The following is a 16,054-nucleotide window of genomic DNA, read 5'->3' on the forward strand; positions in this document are numbered from 1 at the left end:
GTCGCGTGCGGTCCCGCTGTGTGGCGCAGGTCACCGGAACCCCTCGGCCCGGCCGGAGCGGTAGGTGGTGTGAGCTGCAACGAACAGGGAGATCGGGAGCGGATGCGTGCACGGATCAGAGCGGGCGACCGCGAGGCGTTCGCCGAGCTCTACGAGGAGTACGCGCGGGCGGTCTACAACCACGCCTACCGGCTGACGGGCGACCGGTCGACGGCCGAGGAGGTCATGTCCGAGACCTTCCTGGCCGCCTGGCGCACCCGTCGCACCGTCGAACCGGAGGGCGACTCGCTGCGGCCGTGGCTGTTCGGGATCGCCACGAACAGGGCGCGCAACGCGAACCGCGGTACGGGGCGGCGCCTGGCCTTCCTGGCCCGCCGCCCCGCCCCGGAACCGGTGGCGGACATCGCGGACGCCACGGCCGGACGCGTGGACGACGCCCGGCGGCTCGCCGCGGTCCGGCAGGCGCTGGCCAGGCTGCGCCGCCAGGAACGCGAGGTGCTGGTGCTCTGCGTCTGGTCGGGACTGGACTACGCCGAGGCCGCCGAGGCCCTGGGCATCCCCGTGGGCACGGTGCGGTCGCGGCTGTCCCGTGCCCGTGACCGGCTGCGCCGGCTCACCGACGAGGAACTCGGCCGGACGCCGGACGGGCCCGCGCGGGACGCGCCGCCCGGAGAAGGGGTCCGCACCGCGAGGGAACCCCGCAGGGGCTGCGGAGAGGTAGGGAGCAGGGCCGCGTTCGTGGCCCTGCCCATCCAGGAGGAAACCCGATGAACGACCGCACCGCCGGCCACGAGCGGGCCGAACGCGAGGAACTGGCCCGGCTGTTGCCGGCCCCGGCCGAACGGGACCTGCCCCCGGGCCGCCATCTCCACCACAAGGACACCCTGATGCGTCTGATCGACCAGGACGACGAACGCGCCACCGCACGCCCCCGCCCCCGCCTCCTGCGCCCCGCCGTCCTGCTGCCCGTCGCCGGACTGGCCCTGGGCGGAGTGCTGCTGACCACGCTCACCGTGACCGGCCAGGACAGCGCTCCGACACCGTCCGTCTCGGGCGCGGAGTCCCGGACCACGGCCCCGCGCGGCGCGGCGGTGCTGCTCGACCGGATCGCCCTGGCCGCGGGAAGGAGCGGCGAACAGACGGTCACCGGCGACCAGTTCGTGTACGTCAGGACACTGGAGTCCGGGAACGAGGGCGAATTCGGCGGCCCGGTGAGGCTGACCGAGCCCAGCGAACGCGAGGTCTGGATGACGCAGACGGCGGGACCGGTGATCGACGAGGGCCTGATCCACCAGGACGGTTCGTACATCCCGATCGTCGTCGGCGTCCCGGACGGCGAGACCCCCGTCGGCCACCCGGCGGGCCTCAACCGCCCGACCTACGCCTGGCTGGCCTCGCTGCCCACCGACCCCGACGTCCTGCTCCGGCGCCTCACCACCGAGATCACCCGGGACCAGGACGCGCGTGACACCCCGGCCGAGGACCGGGACCGGGCCCAGGACGCCTTCGACGCCATCGGCGAGCTGCTGCGGGAGACGGTGATGCCGCCGAGGACAGCCGCCGCCCTCTACAAGGCCGCGGCGAGGATCCCCGGCGTGACGGTGGACCCCGACGCGGTGGACGCGGCCGGCCGGCACGGGATCGGCGTGGCCCGCGACAACACGCGGGCCGGTTGGCGCACCGCCTGGATCTTCGACTCGGCCACCCTGGAGTACCTGGGCGACCGGAGCTACCTCATCAGGGACACGTCCATGGGCAGGAAGGGCACCCTGATCGGCGTGTCGGCGGTCCTGGAGCGCGCGGTGGTCGACGCACTCCGCGAGAGGCCGTCGACGACGACCTGACCCCGGCGGGATGCTGCCGGGCCGTGGCCACGCGGTTGACCGCCGCCCGGCCGAGTCCGGGCCGGTGGGCGCACATCGCGCCGCCACCGGCCCGTCGTCGCGATCCGGGCTCGGGGAGCGGGACGGCTCAGGCGTCAAAGGACCGCGCCTCCGCGTACTCCCGCTCCTCGGCGCGGACGCCGGACGCCACCACACGCGAGGTGCCCGGAGTCCGGTCCAGCACTCCCGCCGTGACCGCCACGGCGAGTCCGGCCACGGCCAGTACCGCGCCGACCAGGGCCGGGGACGTCCAGCCCCAGCCCGCCGCGATGGCGACCCCGCCGAGCCAGGCCCCGCCCGCGTTGGCGAGGTTGAAGGCGGAGTGGTTGGAGGCGGACGCCAGGGTGGGGGCGTCCTTGGCCTTGTTCATCACCAGCATCTGCAGCGGTGTGGTCGTCATGAAGCCGATGCCGCCGAGCAGCATGACCATGAGCAGCGCGGCCCACTGCACGTGGACCGTGAAGGGGAAGACCACGAGGACGACGGCCAGGGCCGCCAGCGAACCGTAGAGGGTGGGACGCAGCGCCCGGTCGGTCAGCGGTCCCGCGGCCAGCGCACCGAGGGTCATCCCGATGCCGAAGAGCGCGAGGACGAGCGTCACCGAGGACTCGCCGAAGCCCATCGCCTCGGTCGTCATGGACGAGAGGTAGGAGTAGACGGCGAAGACGCCCGCGAAGCCGAGGACGGCGGTGAGCAGGCCGAGCAGCACCTGCCGGTTGCCGAGCGCGCTCAGTTCACGGCGTACGTTCTGGTGCGCCTCGACGGGGATCTGCGGGACGAGACGGGCGAGCGCGGCCATCGCGGCCAGCCCGATCACGGCGACCACCATGAACGTGGCGCGCCAGCCGAGGTGCTGTCCCAGCAGGGTGGCCGCCGGTACGCCGACGATGTTGGCCACGGTCAGGCCGAGGAACATCGTGGCGACCGCGCGTGCCTGACGGCCGTCCGGCACGAGGCGGGCGGCGACGACCGCGCCGACGCCGAAGAAGGCCCCGTGCGGGAGCCCGGCCAGGAACCGGCCGGCCAGCAGCCAGCCGAAATCGGGGGCGAAGGCGGAAGCGAGGTTGCCGACGGTGAACACGGCCATCAGCAGCAGGAGCATCCGCTTGCGGGGAATCCTGGAGCCGAGGCCGGTGAGCAGCGGGGCACCGAGGACGACGCCGATCGCGTACGCCGAGACGAGGTAACCGGCGGTGGGTACGGACGTTCCCAGATCGTCCGCGACGTTGGGCAGCAGGCCCATCATCACGAACTCGGTGGTGCCGATGCCGAAGGCGCTCACAGCGAGGGCGAGCAGGGCCAGGGGCATGGAAAGAACCTTTCGGACAGGGGGCCGCCCGGGACCGTGGTGGGCCGGGTGGCGGCGGTGTGTGTGCGGGAGCGTCGGCTTCGTTGCCGGGACGGGTTATGTATCCCGTCGGAACAAAGTCTCTCAGACGTTTTATGCCCGGACGTGAACATGCCGTTGCGTCGGGGTGTGATGTGGGCGTCACTCGGTGGGGGCGGTTGCCCCGGAGGGCGCCGACGGCACCGTGCCCGGGGACGCCGACAGCGCCCCCGCCGCCGCGAGGGCCGCACACATCAGCAGGGCGCTCACCCAGACCGGAGCACGGAAGCCGAAGCCCGCGCCGAGGGCCAGGCCGCCCAGCCAGGGGCCGGCCGCGGCGCCCACGTTGAAGGCCGCGGTCGCGAAGGAGCCCGCCATCGTCGGGGCGTCCGGGGCCAGGTGGAAGACCCTGGTGATCAGCGTCGTTCCGGTACCGAAGGCGAGTGCCCCCTGGAGCAGGACCAGGGCGAGCGCCGCCGCGGGGTGGGCGGCGGTCAGGGCCAGCGCGGCCCAGCCGAGGGCCAGGGCGGTCATGCCGAGCCCGATGACCGCGTACGGGCGGGTGTCGGCCAGGCGCCCGGCCAGGGCGACACCCGCGAACGAACCGACGCCGAACAGCGCGAGCACCACGGGCACCCAGCCGGCGCCGAAGCCGGTGACCCGGGTGACCAGCGGTTCCAGATAGGAGAACGTACAGAAGGTCGCCGCCTGGACGAGCGCCATGACCAGCAGCGTCAGCAGCAGCCGGGGCCGGGCCAGGACGCGCAGTTCACTCCGGGCGCTCACCTGCGGCGCACCGTCGGGCCTGCCGCCCGGCACGGCCACCAGCAAGGCGGCAGCGGCCGGCAGGGAGACGAGCGCCACGGCCCAGAACGCCGAACGCCAGCCCCACAGTTCGCCGAGCACCGCCCCCGCCGGGACGCCCACCACGCACGCGACGGTGACCCCGCCGACGACCACGGCGGTGGCCCGCGCCCGCTGCCGCGGGCCGACCATGGCCAGCGCGGTGACCAGCGCCACCGCCCAGAAACCGGCGTTGGCCAGCGCCCCCGCGACCCGGGTCGCGAGCAGCACCGCGTAACTGGAGGTCAGAGCGCCGACTACGTGGACGGCGACGAAGACGCCGAGGAAGAAGAGCAACGCCCTGCGCCGGGGCCAGGTGCGGCCGGCCAGAGCGGTGAGTGGCGCACCGACCACCATCCCGACCGCGAAGGCCGAGGTCAGCAGGCCGGCGGCGCCCAGCGAGACGTGCAGGTCACCGGCGATGCCCGAGAGCAGTCCGGACAGCATGAACTCCGATGTGCCCTGGGCGAAGACCGCGAGCCCGAGCACGTACACGGCGAATGGCATGAGAAGGGGACCCCTTGTACGGAACCGTCGGAGGAACGAGCGGTGTGCAGGGGATGCGGGCCGCGCCCGTCGTCACGCTCTGGAACGCGAGGACGCTCTGGAACGCGAGGAAGGCAACGCGGTGGAACGTCCGGTGTTCGTCCCGGACATGAGGGTCGGCCCACACCGCCGCGGAAGATCCGGCGGTGGTCTACGGCTCGGCGGGGAGAGCCCGGTGACCGCTGGGGTCAGAGGCTCTCTGCGTCGGTGACCGGCCACCGGCGAACCGGCGGCCTGAGTCTGTCGGACTCGGGGCTGGACATGGGGGCGAGCGTACCGCCTGTCACGGGGACGCGGGGCTCACAGCTCCACACGGGCCGCGATCGGGAGGTGGTCGCTGTCCGTGGCGGGGAGGGTCCAGGAGGCGAGGGGTTCGACGCCCCGCACCATGATCTGGTCGATCCGCGCCATCGGGAACGCGGCGGGCCAGCTGAAGCCGAATCCGTCGCCCGCCGCGCCCTGGGTGGAGCGCATCTGGGCGGTGACCGCGTTCAGCGAGCGGTCGTTCATCGTGCCGTTCAGGTCGCCGAGCAGAACGACCCGGTCGAGCGGTTCGTCGGAGATCGCCTCGCCCAGGGCGTCCGCGCTGTCGTCCCGCTGGTTGGCGGTGAAGCCCGCGTGCAGCTTGACCCGTACGGAGGGGAGGTGGGCGACGTACACCTTGACCGGGCCCTCGGGGGTCGTGACCGTGGCACGCATCGCCCGGGTCCAGCCCAGCTTGATGTCGACGGGGCTGGAGTCCGTCACCGGGTACTTGCTCCACAGACCGACGGTGCCCTGGACGGAGTGGTGCGGGTAGCGGTCGGCGAGCGCTTCCTCGTACGCCGCCACCTTGCCGCTCGGCAGTTCCTGCAGGGCGACGACGTCCGCGCCGGAGCCGGCGACCTGCTGGGCGGTACCCGCGGGGTCGGGGTTGCCCGCGTTGACGTTGTGCGTGGCGACCGTGAGGTCACCGCCGGTGCCCGACTTGTCGGCGAACAGCAGACCGCCGAAGAGGTTGAGCCAGACGGCGGCCGGCAGGACGAGCGCGATCAGCGCCGTCGCGGACCGGCGGACCAGGCCGAGAACCAGCAGAACCGGCACGAGCAGACCGAACCAGGGCAGGAAGGTCTCGATGAGGCTGCCCAGGTTGCCGATCGTGTTCGGGATGTCCGCGTGGAGGACCAGCACGACGGTCAGGAGGACCGAGCAGAGCGCCAGGAGGATGCCGCGTCGCCAGATGCCCCGGTCCCAGACCAGTCTGTGCCACAGGTTCCGCATTCCGGATCCCGTCCCCGGACCCGTGCCGGCGTCCTCGGTGTCCGCCCTGTACGCCTGCACCATCGCGCTCGTCCTCACTGCCTTGCCGTACACATCACCGCGCCCTTGACCCTAGGCGATGGGTGACGCCGTTCCCGCCGTCGACGACGGCCGTACTGCCATCAGGACGACGGATGCGGTACGGCGGGTTCCTGGCACAGCGGGAAGTTCCGGGTCTGTGACAGAACGATCACACGGGGGCGGCTGTCCTCCCCGCGGCCGCGGCCCGCGGTTCCGGTCCGCGTGGCGCGAGGCCCTGGAGGAGCGTCCGGATGATGCGGTCGGCGAGGTCCTCCGGGAGAGGGGCCTCGGGCCGGTGGACGGTGCGGACGAGCATCGGTCCCAGGAACAGGTCGTCCATGAGCTCCACGTCGAGGTCGTCGCGGAGCTCCCCCGCGTCCACGGCCCGCCGCACGGCGGCGAGCATCGCGGCGCGCCGCGGCGCGATGACGGTGCTCTGGTACTCGGTCCAGAGTCTGGGGTGCTTCTTCATCTGCACGAACACGTTGTGCAGGAGTGCGGAGGAGCGCTGGGCGAGACCGCGCGTACGCATGGATTCCAGCAGGACGCGCAGGTCGTCCAGACCGGCGGTGCCGGAGACGGTCGGGTCGGCGGGCTCGATGTCGCGCAGGACGTCGACGAAGAGCTCCTCCTTGCCGCTCCAGCGGCGGTAGATGGTGGCCTTCCCGACCCCCGCGGTGCGGGCGATGCGCTCGATGGACAGGCCGTCCAGGGTCTCTCCCGCCTCCAGCAGCTGGACGACGGCGTCGAGGATCGCGCGTTCCACGGCCGCGCTGCGGGGTCGGCCGCGGCGCGGCTCCTGCTTCCGGCAGGGCGGGTCCCCCGGACCGGCCGGGTCCCGCGCCGGGTTCTGTGCCGCCTGCCGCACGTGGGCCGCCTCTCGCTGCGCCGTCCGCCGCTCGCTGTTCGCTGTTCGCCGTACGCATCGATTCTCGCCGACCGGCCGGGGGCGGAGCGACTCCCCCGGCCGGAGCAGCGGGTCAGGACTGGTGCGCGGGCTCCCCGACGGCCTGGCGGGCCTGGTCCGGCTCCCCCGGTACCGGCGGCCGGCCGGGCAGGAACGCGGCCACCACCGCCGCGCCGATCAGGGCGACCGCGGCCGAGCCGAGCGCGGTGACGTGCATCGCGCCGATGAACGCGTCGTTGGCCGCGGCGATCAGCGGCCTGCCCGCCGGCCCCAGCTTCTCCGCGACGCCCAGGGTCGCCTCGATGGACTCGCCGGCGACGTCCCTCGCGGCGGCCGGAACGTCGTCGAGGTGGCCCTCGATGTCGCCTCGGTAGACCGTGGAGAGCACCGAGCCGAGCACGGCGATACCGAGCGCTCCACCCACCTGGCGGAACGTGTTGTTGATGGCGGAGCCCGAGCCCGCCCGCTCGCGCGGCAGGGCCTGCATCACGGCGACGGTGACCGGCGGCATGATGTGCGCCATGCCGGTGCCCTGGACGAAGAAGACCAGGCACAGCACCCACAGCGGGGTGTCGGCGTCGAACAGCGCGAAGGCGGCGAGGCCCGCGGCGACGAGCAGCATGCCGACGGTGCAGACCGCCCGGGCCCCGAACCGGTCGACGACCAGCCGGGCGCGAGGCGCGAAGACCATCTGTGCGGCGGCGAGCGGCAGGATCAGCAGTCCGGACTCCAGGGCGGTGTAGCCGCGCACGCTCTGGAGGTAGAAGGCGGAGAAGAAGGTGACGCCCATCAGCGCGAAGAAGACCAGCGCGATGGCGGCGACGGCGGCGGAGAAGGCGGGCTTGCGGAAGTAGGAGATGTCGATGGACGGGTGGCTGCTGCGCTTCTCGTGCCAGACGAAGGCCGTCAGGACCAGCAGGCCGCCGATCAGCGGTGCGAGGACGGTGACGTCGGTGAAGGAGGCCAGTTCACCGCCGCGGATGATGCCGTAGACCAGCAGGACCAGGCCGATGACGGACAGTACGACCCCGAACGGGTCGACGCGGCCGGGGGCGGGGTCCTTGGAATCGGGCACGAGGACGGCCATGGCGATGAGCGCGATGACCACCACGGGCACGTTGACCAGGAAGATCGAGCCCCACCAGAAGTGCTCCAGGAGCAGACCGCCGGTGATCGGACCGATCGCGATGCCGAGGCCGACGCTGCCGGCCCAGATGCCGATGGCCTTGGGCTGCTCGTCGCGCTCGAAGACGTTCATCAGGACGGCGAGGGTGGCGGGCATCACGAACGCCGCGCCGAAGCCCATCAGCGCGCGCCAGGTGATGAGCTCGCCGGGTGACGAGGAGAGCGCGGCCAGGGCCGAGCCGACGCCGAAGACGAGGATCCCGGCCAGCAGGACCTTCTTGCGGCCGATGCGGTCGCCCAGAAGGCCGGCCGTGAAGAGCAGCCCGGCGAAGACGAGCGTGTAGGAGTTGATCGCCCACTCGAGCTCGCTCTGGGTGGCGCCGATACCGGTCGGCGCGGGGCTGGCGATCGTCTTGACCGCGACGTTCAGGATCGAGTTGTCCAGAACGACGATGAGCAGGCTGAACATGAGGACGCCGAGGATGGCCCAGCGGCGGCGGTGGACCGCCTCCGGGACACGGGGCGCGGCGGCGGGGCCGCCGGACGGTATGGACATGGCCACGACTCTAACCACTTTCCAATACGGCACCGTCTCGTATTGGAAAGACTTTACCCGGTTGCCCGGCACCGTTCACCGGGCACGGTGGGCCCACTTCCCGGGAACGGTGCCGGGATGCCACCATGGAAGGGATCCGGGGACGCCGTCAGGGCGCCTCGAGATGACGAAGGAGCCGTTGGCCATGTCGCTTCAGGCTGCGCACCACCAGTCCGCAACACCCCCCACGGGCCCCGCTCCCGGCGCAGGCAAGGCGCTGTACGGGGGCACGAGCACCCGCCGCATCAGCGTCCACGACATCGCCGCCGCCAGTGAGCGCGGCGAGAAGTGGCCGATGCTCACCGCCTACGACGCGATGACCGCGTCCGTGTTCGACGAGGCCGGCATCCCGGTCATGCTCGTCGGCGACTCCATGGGCAACTGCCACCTCGGCTACGAGACCACGGTGCCGGTCACCATGGACGAGATGGCCATCCTCTCGGCCGCCGTCGTACGGGGGACCAAGCGGGCCCTCATCGTCGCCGACCTGCCGTTCGGGGCGTACCAGGAGGGCCCGGTCCAGGCCCTGCGCAACGCCACCCGGCTGATCAAGGACGCCGGAGTGGGCGCGGTGAAGCTGGAGGGCGGCGAGCGCTCCCACGAGCAGATCCGGCTCCTCGTCGAGGCCGGAATCCCGGTCATGGGCCACATCGGCCTGACGCCGCAGTCCGTCAACGCCATGGGTTACCGCGTGCAGGGCCGGGGCGAGGAGGCCGCCCAGCAGCTGCTTCGCGACGCGAAGGCGGTCCAGGACGCGGGCGCCTTCGCCGTCGTCCTGGAACTCGTGCCGGCCGAGCTCGCCGCCGAGGTCACCCGAACCCTGCACATCCCGACCGTCGGCATCGGCGCCGGACCCGACACGGACGCGCAGGTGCTGGTCTACACCGACATGGTCGGACTGACCGGCGGCAAGGTCCCGCGCTTCACCAAGCAGTACGCGAACATGCGCCAGGTGCTCGCCGACGCCGCCAGGGAGTACGCCGAAGAGGTCGTCGGCGGCACGTTCCCGGCGGCGGAGCACACCTTCCACTGACGCCCACACACCACTGCCGCACCACCGACAGCCCGCCGACTTCCCCCCTCGGCGGGCTGTCGCCTGTGCTCGGTCCCCTGTCACCGACATGTCGGCGACTTGTCGGTGAGGGCTGGTGTCATGGTGTCCATGAAGAACGCGAAGAACCTCAGGGGCGGCACGAACGCCATCGAGGTACGGGGGCTGGTCAAGCACTACGGCGCCACGAAGGCACTGGACGGGGTGGACCTCGACGTGCGCGAGGGCACCGTCCTCGGCGTGCTCGGGCCCAACGGTGCCGGAAAGACCACCCTCGTACGCTGCCTGTCCACCCTGATCGTGCCGGACGCCGGGCATGCCGTCGTCGCCGGCTGCGACGTGGTCAGGCAGCCCCGGCAGCTCCGCCGCACGATCGGCCTCACCGGCCAGTACGCCTCGGTCGACGAGAAGCTCTCCGGCTGGGAGAACCTCTACATGATCGGGCGCCTGCTCGACCTGCCGCGCAGGAAGGCACGGTCCCGCGCCGACGAGCTGCTGGAGCGCTTCTCGCTCACCGACGCCGCCAGGAAGGCCGCGATGGACTACTCCGGCGGTATGCGGCGCCGGCTGGACCTGGCCGCCTCGATGATCGGCAGCCCGGCCGTGCTCTATCTGGACGAGCCGACGACGGGTCTGGACCCCCGTACCCGTAACGAGGTCTGGGAAGAGGTGCAGCGCATGGTCGCGGAGGGGGCGACCGTGCTGCTCACCACCCAGTACATGGAAGAGGCCGAACAGCTCGCCAGTGAGCTCACCGTCATCGACCGGGGGAAGATCATCGCCCGGGGCGGCGTCGACGAGCTCAAGGCCAAGGTCGGCGGCCGCACTCTGCAGATCCGGCCCTCCGACCCGGCCGAACTGACCGCGATGGCACGGGCGTTGCAAGAGAGCGGCCTCGACGGCATCGCGGGCGCCCAGACGGTCCCGGACCAGGGACTGCTCCACGTACAGATCCTCAGCGACGAGCAGCTCACCGCGGTGATCGGACTGCTCGGCACCCGGGGCTTCTCGCTCGCCCATGTCGCCACCGCGCTTCCCAGCCTGGACGAGGTGTTCCTCGCCATCACGGGCGACAAGGCCACCGTCACCGGCACGATCCCCCAGGAGGTCGCGGCATGAGCACGACGACTCTGACGCCCACCCCCACCGAAACGGCCGCGTCCGCACCCGACACGCGTCTCCACGACGAGGGCCGGATCGGGCTACGGAACAACCTTCGCCACATCGGGGCGCTGGTGCGGCGCAATCTGCTCCAGATCAGGAAGGATCCGGAGTCGATGTTCGACGCCCTCCTGATGCCGATCATCTTCACGCTGCTGTTCGTGTACGTCTTCGGCGGCTCGGTCGGCAGCAGCATGGGCGGTGACCGGCAGGACTACCTCAACTACCTGATCCCCGGCCTGATGGCGATGATGGGCATGAACATCGCCATGGCGGTCGGTGCCGGCGTCAACGACGACTTCCGCAAGGGGGTCATGGACCGGTTCCGCACGATGCCGATCGCCCGCTCCTCCGTGCTCATCGCGAAGATCGTGGTCGAACTCGGCAGGATGATGGTCGCCACGCTGATCCTGCTGGGCATGGGCTTCGCCCTCGGTATGGAACTCCAGGAGTCGGTGCTCGGACTGATCGGGGCGATCGCCCTCTCGGCCGCGTTCGGCGCCGCCATCATGTGGATCTTCATCCTTCTCGGGCTGACCATGAAGACGGCCCAGGCGGTGCAGGGGATGGGGATGCTCGTGCTGATGCCGCTCCAGTTCGGGTCGTCCATCTTCGCGCCGACGGGCACCATGCCCGGCTGGCTGCGGACGTTCACCGACTACAACCCGCTGTCCAACCTGGCCGACTCCGCCCGTGCCCTGATGATGGGCGGCCCGCTGGCCCACTCGGTCTGGGTGACGCTCGGCTGGACCGTGGCCATCACCGCGGTGGTGGCCCCGCTCGCGGTGTCCAGGTTCCGCAAGAAATCCTGATCACGGCTCACTGAGCCAGGTACGTGCCCGCGAGGGCGGTGGCCTCCTCCAGCGTGAGGCCGCCGCCCTCGGCGTGCGCCGCCTCGTAGGCGTCGTCCGTCAGGCAGGTGCGGACGGTCTCCTCCGCCATGGCCAGGTTCTGGCGCTCCACCGCCATGGGCACGTAGCCCTCCGGGAGCAGCGCCGCGTGCAGGCCGAGCAGGCGTGCGGCGTCCCGCCCGCGGTCCTCGCCGCCGGGCCCCGCCAGCGCCCAGGCCACGACGACCAGATGGATGGAGGTCATCTGGGGCGCCACCACCTGCGCCATCGAGTCGCCGGACCGCTTCAGCGCGCGGACGGACCGGGAGAGGGCGGTGCCGTAGTCCCCCTCGAGGTTGTCCAGCCATGCCTGGACACCGAGCACGAACCCCTCGACGAGGGCCACCGACTCGGACACGAACGCACCGAACAGGATGTCCAGTTGCTCACGCGCCTCGCCTACCCGACCGGTCCTTCCCAGCCACAGCGCGAGGTGGAGCCGGGCCACGGGCCTGGCCTCGGGGCCTGACTGCCGGCCGTCGGCGAGCACCTCGCGCAGGATGCGCTCCCCCTCCTCGCCCCGGCCCGTGTCGCAGAGCGCGGAGGCGTACCTGGCCCGCAGCACCGCCACCTGGGCATGGGCCCCGAGCTGTTCGGCGTAGGCGACGCCGGCGCGGAAGTCCTCGGCGGCGGCGGCGCTTTCGCCTCTCCGCTCGTTGGCCTCCCCCCTGGACGCGAGTGCCTCGGCGGCGCCCCAGACGTCACCGAGACCCATGAAGATGTCCAGGCTCTCGTCGGCATCCCGCCCGGCCTCACCCACCCGGTCGGGTCGGTTGGCCAGTGCGTTGGACCGCATCTGGAGGGCGGTGGCGAGCTCCCACTCGAAGCCGAGCTCCCGGCAGGCGTTCACCGTGCCGTCCAGAAGGGCGCGGAACTCGTCGACGTCCCCGGTGAACATGACGGCGAACAGCCACAGTGAGCCCGGGATCCGGCAGGTCTGCGGCTGACCCGGCCGGTAGGTGCGGGCGATCGTCCGCAGCCGGTCCATGCCGGCGCTCGTCATCCACTCGTTTTCCTGGTGGCCCATGTTCACCAGCTGGATCAGCCGCACCCCGCGGCGGGCCTCCTGGAGCTGCTCCGCCACCATCGGCGGCGGACGGTCGGTACAGCGTTCGAGCAGCGAGGGGACGGGCTCGACGGGCTCGGTGAACGGGTCGGGTCCGAGAGCCGCGACCGCGTCCGCCCAGAGGTTCGCCTCGCTCCGCAGATCACGCATCTGCCAGTACCAGCAGAGGGAGTGCACCAGGCAGAGCGCCTCGTGCTCGTCCTCGGCGGCGACGGCACGGCGCAGGGCGGTGCGCACGTTCTCGTACTCGCGCTGGAACAGGGCGAGCGCGGCCTGCTGCCCGGCGCCACGGAGTGCGGGGTCGCTGACGCGGGCGAGCTCGCGGTAGTGGACGAGGTGCCGGCGCTCCGCGGCAGCCCGCTCCCCCGATGCGTCGAGGCGCTCGGCCGCGTACTCGGCGACGGTCTCCAGGAGCCGGTAACGCATGTCGCCGTCGTCACCGGGAGCGGCCACGACCAGGGACTTGTCGACCAGGGAACCGAGAAGGAACGTCACGTCACCGGTGTCGCCGGACTCCGCACCCGGCAGGGAACAGACACCCTCCACCGCGGTGATGTCGCAGCCGCCGGCGAAGACCGACAGCCGGCGCAGGACGGCGCGCTCGCCGTCGTCGAGGAGGTCCCACGACCAGTCCACGACCGCGCGCAGGGTCTGCTGGCGCGGCAGTACGGTGCGGCTGCCGCTGGACAGCAGGCGGAAGCGGTCGTCCAGGCGGTCGGCGATCTGACGCGGGCCGAGCATACGCAGCCGGGCCGCGGCCAGTTCGATGGCGAGCGGCAGCCCGTCGAGGCGGTGGCAGATCTCCGCGCAGGCCGCCGCCGTCCCGGCGTCGGCGTCGGCCCTGAAGCCGGGCCTGGCGGCGGCGCCGCGGTCGGCGAACAGGCGCAGGGCCATGGGGTCGGGCAACGGGCCCAGGGGCCGCACCAGTTCGCCGGGGACACCGAGGGGCTCCCGGCTCGTCGCCAGGACGGTGAGCCCGGGGCAGCGGGCGAGCAGGTGGTCGGTCAGCCGGGCCGCCGCCTCGACCACGTGCTCGCAGTTGTCGAGCAGCAGGAGCATGCGCCGCTGGGAGCAGTGCTCGGTGAGGTGGGTGAGCGCGCTCCCGGCCCCGGCCACGGAGCTGCGTTCGACGGCGCGCAGTCCTTCGGCGCCCGCCCCGCGCAGGACGGTCTCACGGGCCCCGAGCGCGCCGAGCACGGCCTCGGGGACCGCCTCCGGGTCGTCCACGGGGGCCAGTTCCGCCAGCCACACTCCGTCGGGCCATGCGGCGGCGACCGTTTCGGCGGCCTCCTGGGACAGCCTGGTCTTGCCCGCACCGCCGGGGCCGAGGAGGGTGACCAGGCGGGCACGGGTCAGGTCCTCGCCCAGGTCCGCGATGTCCGCCTCCCGGCCGACGAAGCTCGTGAGCCTGGCCCGCAGATTGCCCGGCCGTGCCGGTGGCGGCGGGACGGGGGCCGGGACGATCGGCTCCTGGTGCAGCAGCCCCTCGTACAGGGTGCGCAGTGCGGGGCCCGGGCCGGTGCCGAGCCGGTCGGCGAGCAGGGTGCGCACCTCGTCGTACGCCGCGAGTGCCTGCGCGGTGCGCCCGGCGTCCCGCAGCGCCCTGATACGGAGCACCTGCAGGGGCTCGTCCAGGGGGTGGTCGGCGCAGAGCCCGGCCAGTTCGGGCAGCGCTTCGTCGGTGCGGCCCTGCGCGAGGACCGCCTCGGCCCGGGTCCGGCGGGCGTCCAGGCGCCTGGCCTCCCAGCGGGCGGCCGCCACGGCGCGGTCCGGCAGGTCGGCGAGAGCGGGGCCCCGCCACAGGGCGAGCGCGTCGTCGAGGACGGTGGCTGCCTTCGCCGCGTCACCCTCCTCCAGCGCCCTGGCACCCTCCGCCGCGAGCCGCTCGAAGCGGTGCAGGTCAACGGCGTCCGGACCGGCGGCGAGGAGGTAGCCGTTCTCCGCGGATTCGACCGCGTCCCGGCCCAGCGCGCGCCTGAGGCGGCTCACGAGTGCCTGCAGGGCACCCGGGGCGTCGGAGGGCGGGTCGCCGTCCCACACCTCGTTGACGAGCACCCCGGCCGGGACCGTACGTCCGGGGCGCAGGGCGAGCACGGTGAGCAGGGCGCGCAGCCGCGCCCCGCCGAGGGCGACGGCCGTGCCGTCGGCGCGGAGGGCGCGGGTGGTACCGAGGATGCCGTAGTACACGGGCCCATTGTCCGTGAAGGCTCCGTCCGCCGTGGAACTACCACCCGTCGGTGAGGCGTTCTCGCCGTGTCACCCGTACGCTCGGGGGCCGCAGCCAGCCGTCCAGCCCCTCAGGAGTGCCGCCGATGACCACCGCGTTCCGCCGCCCCAGTGACCGGCGGGTCAGTTCGATCTTCCTCGGGATCGTCGCCGTCATGGCCGTCTCGGGCTGGGCGGTGTGGACGGACTTCGCCGAGCAGACCGGTTTCGCGGTCTTCCTCTTCGTCACGGCGGCCTGGATCGTCTCGCTCTGTCTCCACGAGTACGCGCACGCGCGCACCGCGCTGCACAGCGGCGACATCTCGATCGGGGCGAAGGGCTATCTGACGCTCAATCCGCTCAAGTACACCCACGCCCTGCTGAGCATCGTGCTGCCCGTGCTGTTCGTGATCATGGGCGGCATCGGCCTGCCGGGCGGCGCGGTCTACATCGAGCGGGGCCGCATCAGCGGGCGCTGGAAGCACAGCCTGATCTCGGCGGCGGGCCCCCTGACAAACGTCCTGTTCGCCGTCGTCTGCACCGCACCGTTCTGGCTGGGCGCCCTGGACGGCGTCCCGCTGTCCTTCCGGTTCGCCCTGGCGTTCCTCGCGCTGCTCCAGGTGACGGCGGCGATCCTCAACTTCCTGCCGGTCCCGGGGCTCGACGGCTACGGCGTGATCGAGCCGTGGCTGTCGTACAAGGTCCGGCGCCAGGTGGAGCCGTTCGCGCCCTTCGGGCTGATCGCCGTCTTCGCGCTCCTGTGGATCCCCGAGCTCAACGGGGTCTTCTTCGACGCGGTGGACGCGCTGCTGCGGGGCCTGGGCGTCAGCGAGGTCGAGACGTACTGCGGGCTCGACACCTACCGCTTCTGGCAGGAGTGGTTCGGCGACCAGAACCCGGTCTGCGCGGTGCCGCAGGGGGCGTGAGCCCTCAGCTCGCGGCCGCTTCCGTCTGCGCCCTGTGCTTGCGGACGTAGAACCACGTCATGTTCGAGGAGAGGCCGACGAGCAGCACCCAGACGATCCCGAGGAGGATGCTGCCCTGGACGAAGGAGACCACGGCCGCGGCGACGGCGAGTACACAGACGGCGAGGGTGTAGAGAGCGAGGCGGGGCATGAGGGCTGGTGCTCCTGTC

General features: G+C 72.3%; 13 protein-coding genes. 6 read left to right on the top strand and 7 right to left on the bottom strand.

Features of this window, described 5'->3' with window-relative positions:
• The first annotated feature begins 102 nt into the window (after positions 1–102).
• The gene (locus ABZ441_RS01955; RefSeq protein WP_358966938.1) at positions 103–771 is read left to right on the top strand and encodes an RNA polymerase sigma factor; all 669 of its coding nucleotides are present in this window, start codon (positions 103–105) and stop codon (positions 769–771) included.
• Complete coding sequence (locus tag ABZ441_RS01960; protein ID WP_358966941.1) at positions 768–1,844, top strand: CU044_5270 family protein; 1,077 nt, start codon at positions 768–770, stop codon at positions 1,842–1,844. The genes ABZ441_RS01955 and ABZ441_RS01960 overlap by 4 nt, the downstream gene beginning before the upstream one ends.
• Positions 1,845–1,971: 127 nt before the next feature.
• On the opposite strand, the gene ABZ441_RS01965 is transcribed toward ABZ441_RS01960, so the two are convergent.
• From ABZ441_RS01965 to ABZ441_RS01985, 5 genes are all read right to left on the bottom strand, one after another.
• Complete coding sequence (locus ABZ441_RS01965) at positions 1,972–3,192, bottom strand: MFS transporter (RefSeq protein ID WP_358966944.1); 1,221 nt, start codon at positions 3,190–3,192, stop codon at positions 1,972–1,974.
• Positions 3,193–3,372: 180 nt separating this feature from the next.
• Positions 3,373–4,560: a Cmx/CmrA family chloramphenicol efflux MFS transporter gene (locus tag ABZ441_RS01970; protein ID WP_358966947.1), complete on the bottom strand. Its 1,188-nt coding sequence runs from the start codon at positions 4,558–4,560 to the stop codon at positions 3,373–3,375.
• Between the two features lie 339 nt (positions 4,561–4,899).
• Positions 4,900–5,922, bottom strand: coding sequence for an endonuclease/exonuclease/phosphatase family protein (locus ABZ441_RS01975; RefSeq protein WP_358966950.1), 1,023 nt, complete (start codon positions 5,920–5,922; stop codon positions 4,900–4,902).
• A 166-nt stretch (positions 5,923–6,088) separates the two neighbouring features.
• A complete protein-coding gene (locus ABZ441_RS01980; protein ID WP_358966953.1) occupies positions 6,089–6,787 on the bottom strand; it encodes a TetR/AcrR family transcriptional regulator in 699 nt (232 codons plus the stop codon).
• A gap of 112 nt (positions 6,788–6,899) precedes the next feature.
• Complete coding sequence (locus ABZ441_RS01985; RefSeq protein WP_358966955.1) at positions 6,900–8,507, bottom strand: DHA2 family efflux MFS transporter permease subunit; 1,608 nt, start codon at positions 8,505–8,507, stop codon at positions 6,900–6,902.
• A gap of 184 nt (positions 8,508–8,691) precedes the next feature.
• Between ABZ441_RS01985 and panB the strand changes: the two genes are divergently transcribed.
• The 3 genes from panB to ABZ441_RS02000 all read left to right on the top strand — a co-directional run bounded on the left by panB (position 8,692) and on the right by ABZ441_RS02000 (position 11,570).
• Positions 8,692–9,579 (top strand): 3-methyl-2-oxobutanoate hydroxymethyltransferase, encoded by an 888-nt coding sequence (gene panB, locus ABZ441_RS01990; RefSeq protein WP_358966958.1) that lies wholly within the window; start codon positions 8,692–8,694, stop codon positions 9,577–9,579.
• A 120-nt stretch (positions 9,580–9,699) separates the two neighbouring features.
• A complete protein-coding gene (locus tag ABZ441_RS01995; RefSeq protein WP_358966961.1) occupies positions 9,700–10,716 on the top strand; it encodes an ATP-binding cassette domain-containing protein in 1,017 nt (338 codons plus the stop codon).
• A complete protein-coding gene (locus tag ABZ441_RS02000) occupies positions 10,713–11,570 on the top strand; it encodes an ABC transporter permease (RefSeq protein ID WP_358966964.1) in 858 nt (285 codons plus the stop codon). Before ABZ441_RS01995 ends, ABZ441_RS02000 begins: the two co-directional genes overlap by 4 nt.
• Before the next feature lie 7 nt (positions 11,571–11,577).
• On the opposite strand, the gene ABZ441_RS02005 is transcribed toward ABZ441_RS02000, so the two are convergent.
• A complete protein-coding gene (locus tag ABZ441_RS02005; RefSeq protein ID WP_358966967.1) occupies positions 11,578–14,901 on the bottom strand; it encodes a BTAD domain-containing putative transcriptional regulator in 3,324 nt (1,107 codons plus the stop codon).
• Positions 14,902–15,026: 125 nt separating this feature from the next.
• Here ABZ441_RS02005 and ABZ441_RS02010 point away from each other — a divergent pair, with 125 nt between their 5' ends.
• Positions 15,027–15,845, top strand: coding sequence for a site-2 protease family protein (locus ABZ441_RS02010; protein WP_358966970.1), 819 nt, complete (start codon positions 15,027–15,029; stop codon positions 15,843–15,845).
• A gap of 4 nt (positions 15,846–15,849) precedes the next feature.
• On the opposite strand, the gene ABZ441_RS02015 is transcribed toward ABZ441_RS02010, so the two are convergent.
• A complete protein-coding gene (locus tag ABZ441_RS02015; protein ID WP_358966973.1) occupies positions 15,850–16,035 on the bottom strand; it encodes a hypothetical protein in 186 nt (61 codons plus the stop codon).
• Positions 16,036–16,054 lie beyond the last annotated feature (19 nt).

Origin of the sequence: Streptomyces sp. NPDC005752 (assembly GCF_040630715.1) — a bacterium.
Lineage (GTDB): Bacteria > Actinomycetota > Actinomycetes > Streptomycetales > Streptomycetaceae > Streptomyces.

What these genes read in the sequence shown, in the direction of transcription:
- ABZ441_RS01955 (WP_358966938.1), top strand. Translation starts at nt 103, where the DNA reads ATGCGTGCACGGATCAGAGCGGGCGACCGCGAGGCGTTCGCCGAGCTC.
- ABZ441_RS01960 (WP_358966941.1), top strand. Translation starts at nt 768, where the DNA reads ATGAACGACCGCACCGCCGGCCACGAGCGGGCCGAACGCGAGGAACTG.
- ABZ441_RS01965 (WP_358966944.1), bottom strand. Translation starts at nt 3,192, where the DNA reads ATGCCCCTGGCCCTGCTCGCCCTCGCTGTGAGCGCCTTCGGCATCGGC.
- ABZ441_RS01970 (WP_358966947.1), bottom strand. Translation starts at nt 4,560, where the DNA reads ATGCCATTCGCCGTGTACGTGCTCGGGCTCGCGGTCTTCGCCCAGGGC.
- ABZ441_RS01975 (WP_358966950.1), bottom strand. Translation starts at nt 5,922, where the DNA reads ATGGTGCAGGCGTACAGGGCGGACACCGAGGACGCCGGCACGGGTCCG.
- ABZ441_RS01985 (WP_358966955.1), bottom strand. Translation starts at nt 8,507, where the DNA reads ATGTCCATACCGTCCGGCGGCCCCGCCGCCGCGCCCCGTGTCCCGGAG.
- panB (WP_358966958.1), top strand. Translation starts at nt 8,692, where the DNA reads ATGTCGCTTCAGGCTGCGCACCACCAGTCCGCAACACCCCCCACGGGC.
- ABZ441_RS01995 (WP_358966961.1), top strand. Translation starts at nt 9,700, where the DNA reads ATGGTGTCCATGAAGAACGCGAAGAACCTCAGGGGCGGCACGAACGCC.
- ABZ441_RS02000 (WP_358966964.1), top strand. Translation starts at nt 10,713, where the DNA reads ATGAGCACGACGACTCTGACGCCCACCCCCACCGAAACGGCCGCGTCC.
- ABZ441_RS02010 (WP_358966970.1), top strand. Translation starts at nt 15,027, where the DNA reads ATGACCACCGCGTTCCGCCGCCCCAGTGACCGGCGGGTCAGTTCGATC.
- ABZ441_RS02015 (WP_358966973.1), bottom strand. Translation starts at nt 16,035, where the DNA reads ATGCCCCGCCTCGCTCTCTACACCCTCGCCGTCTGTGTACTCGCCGTC.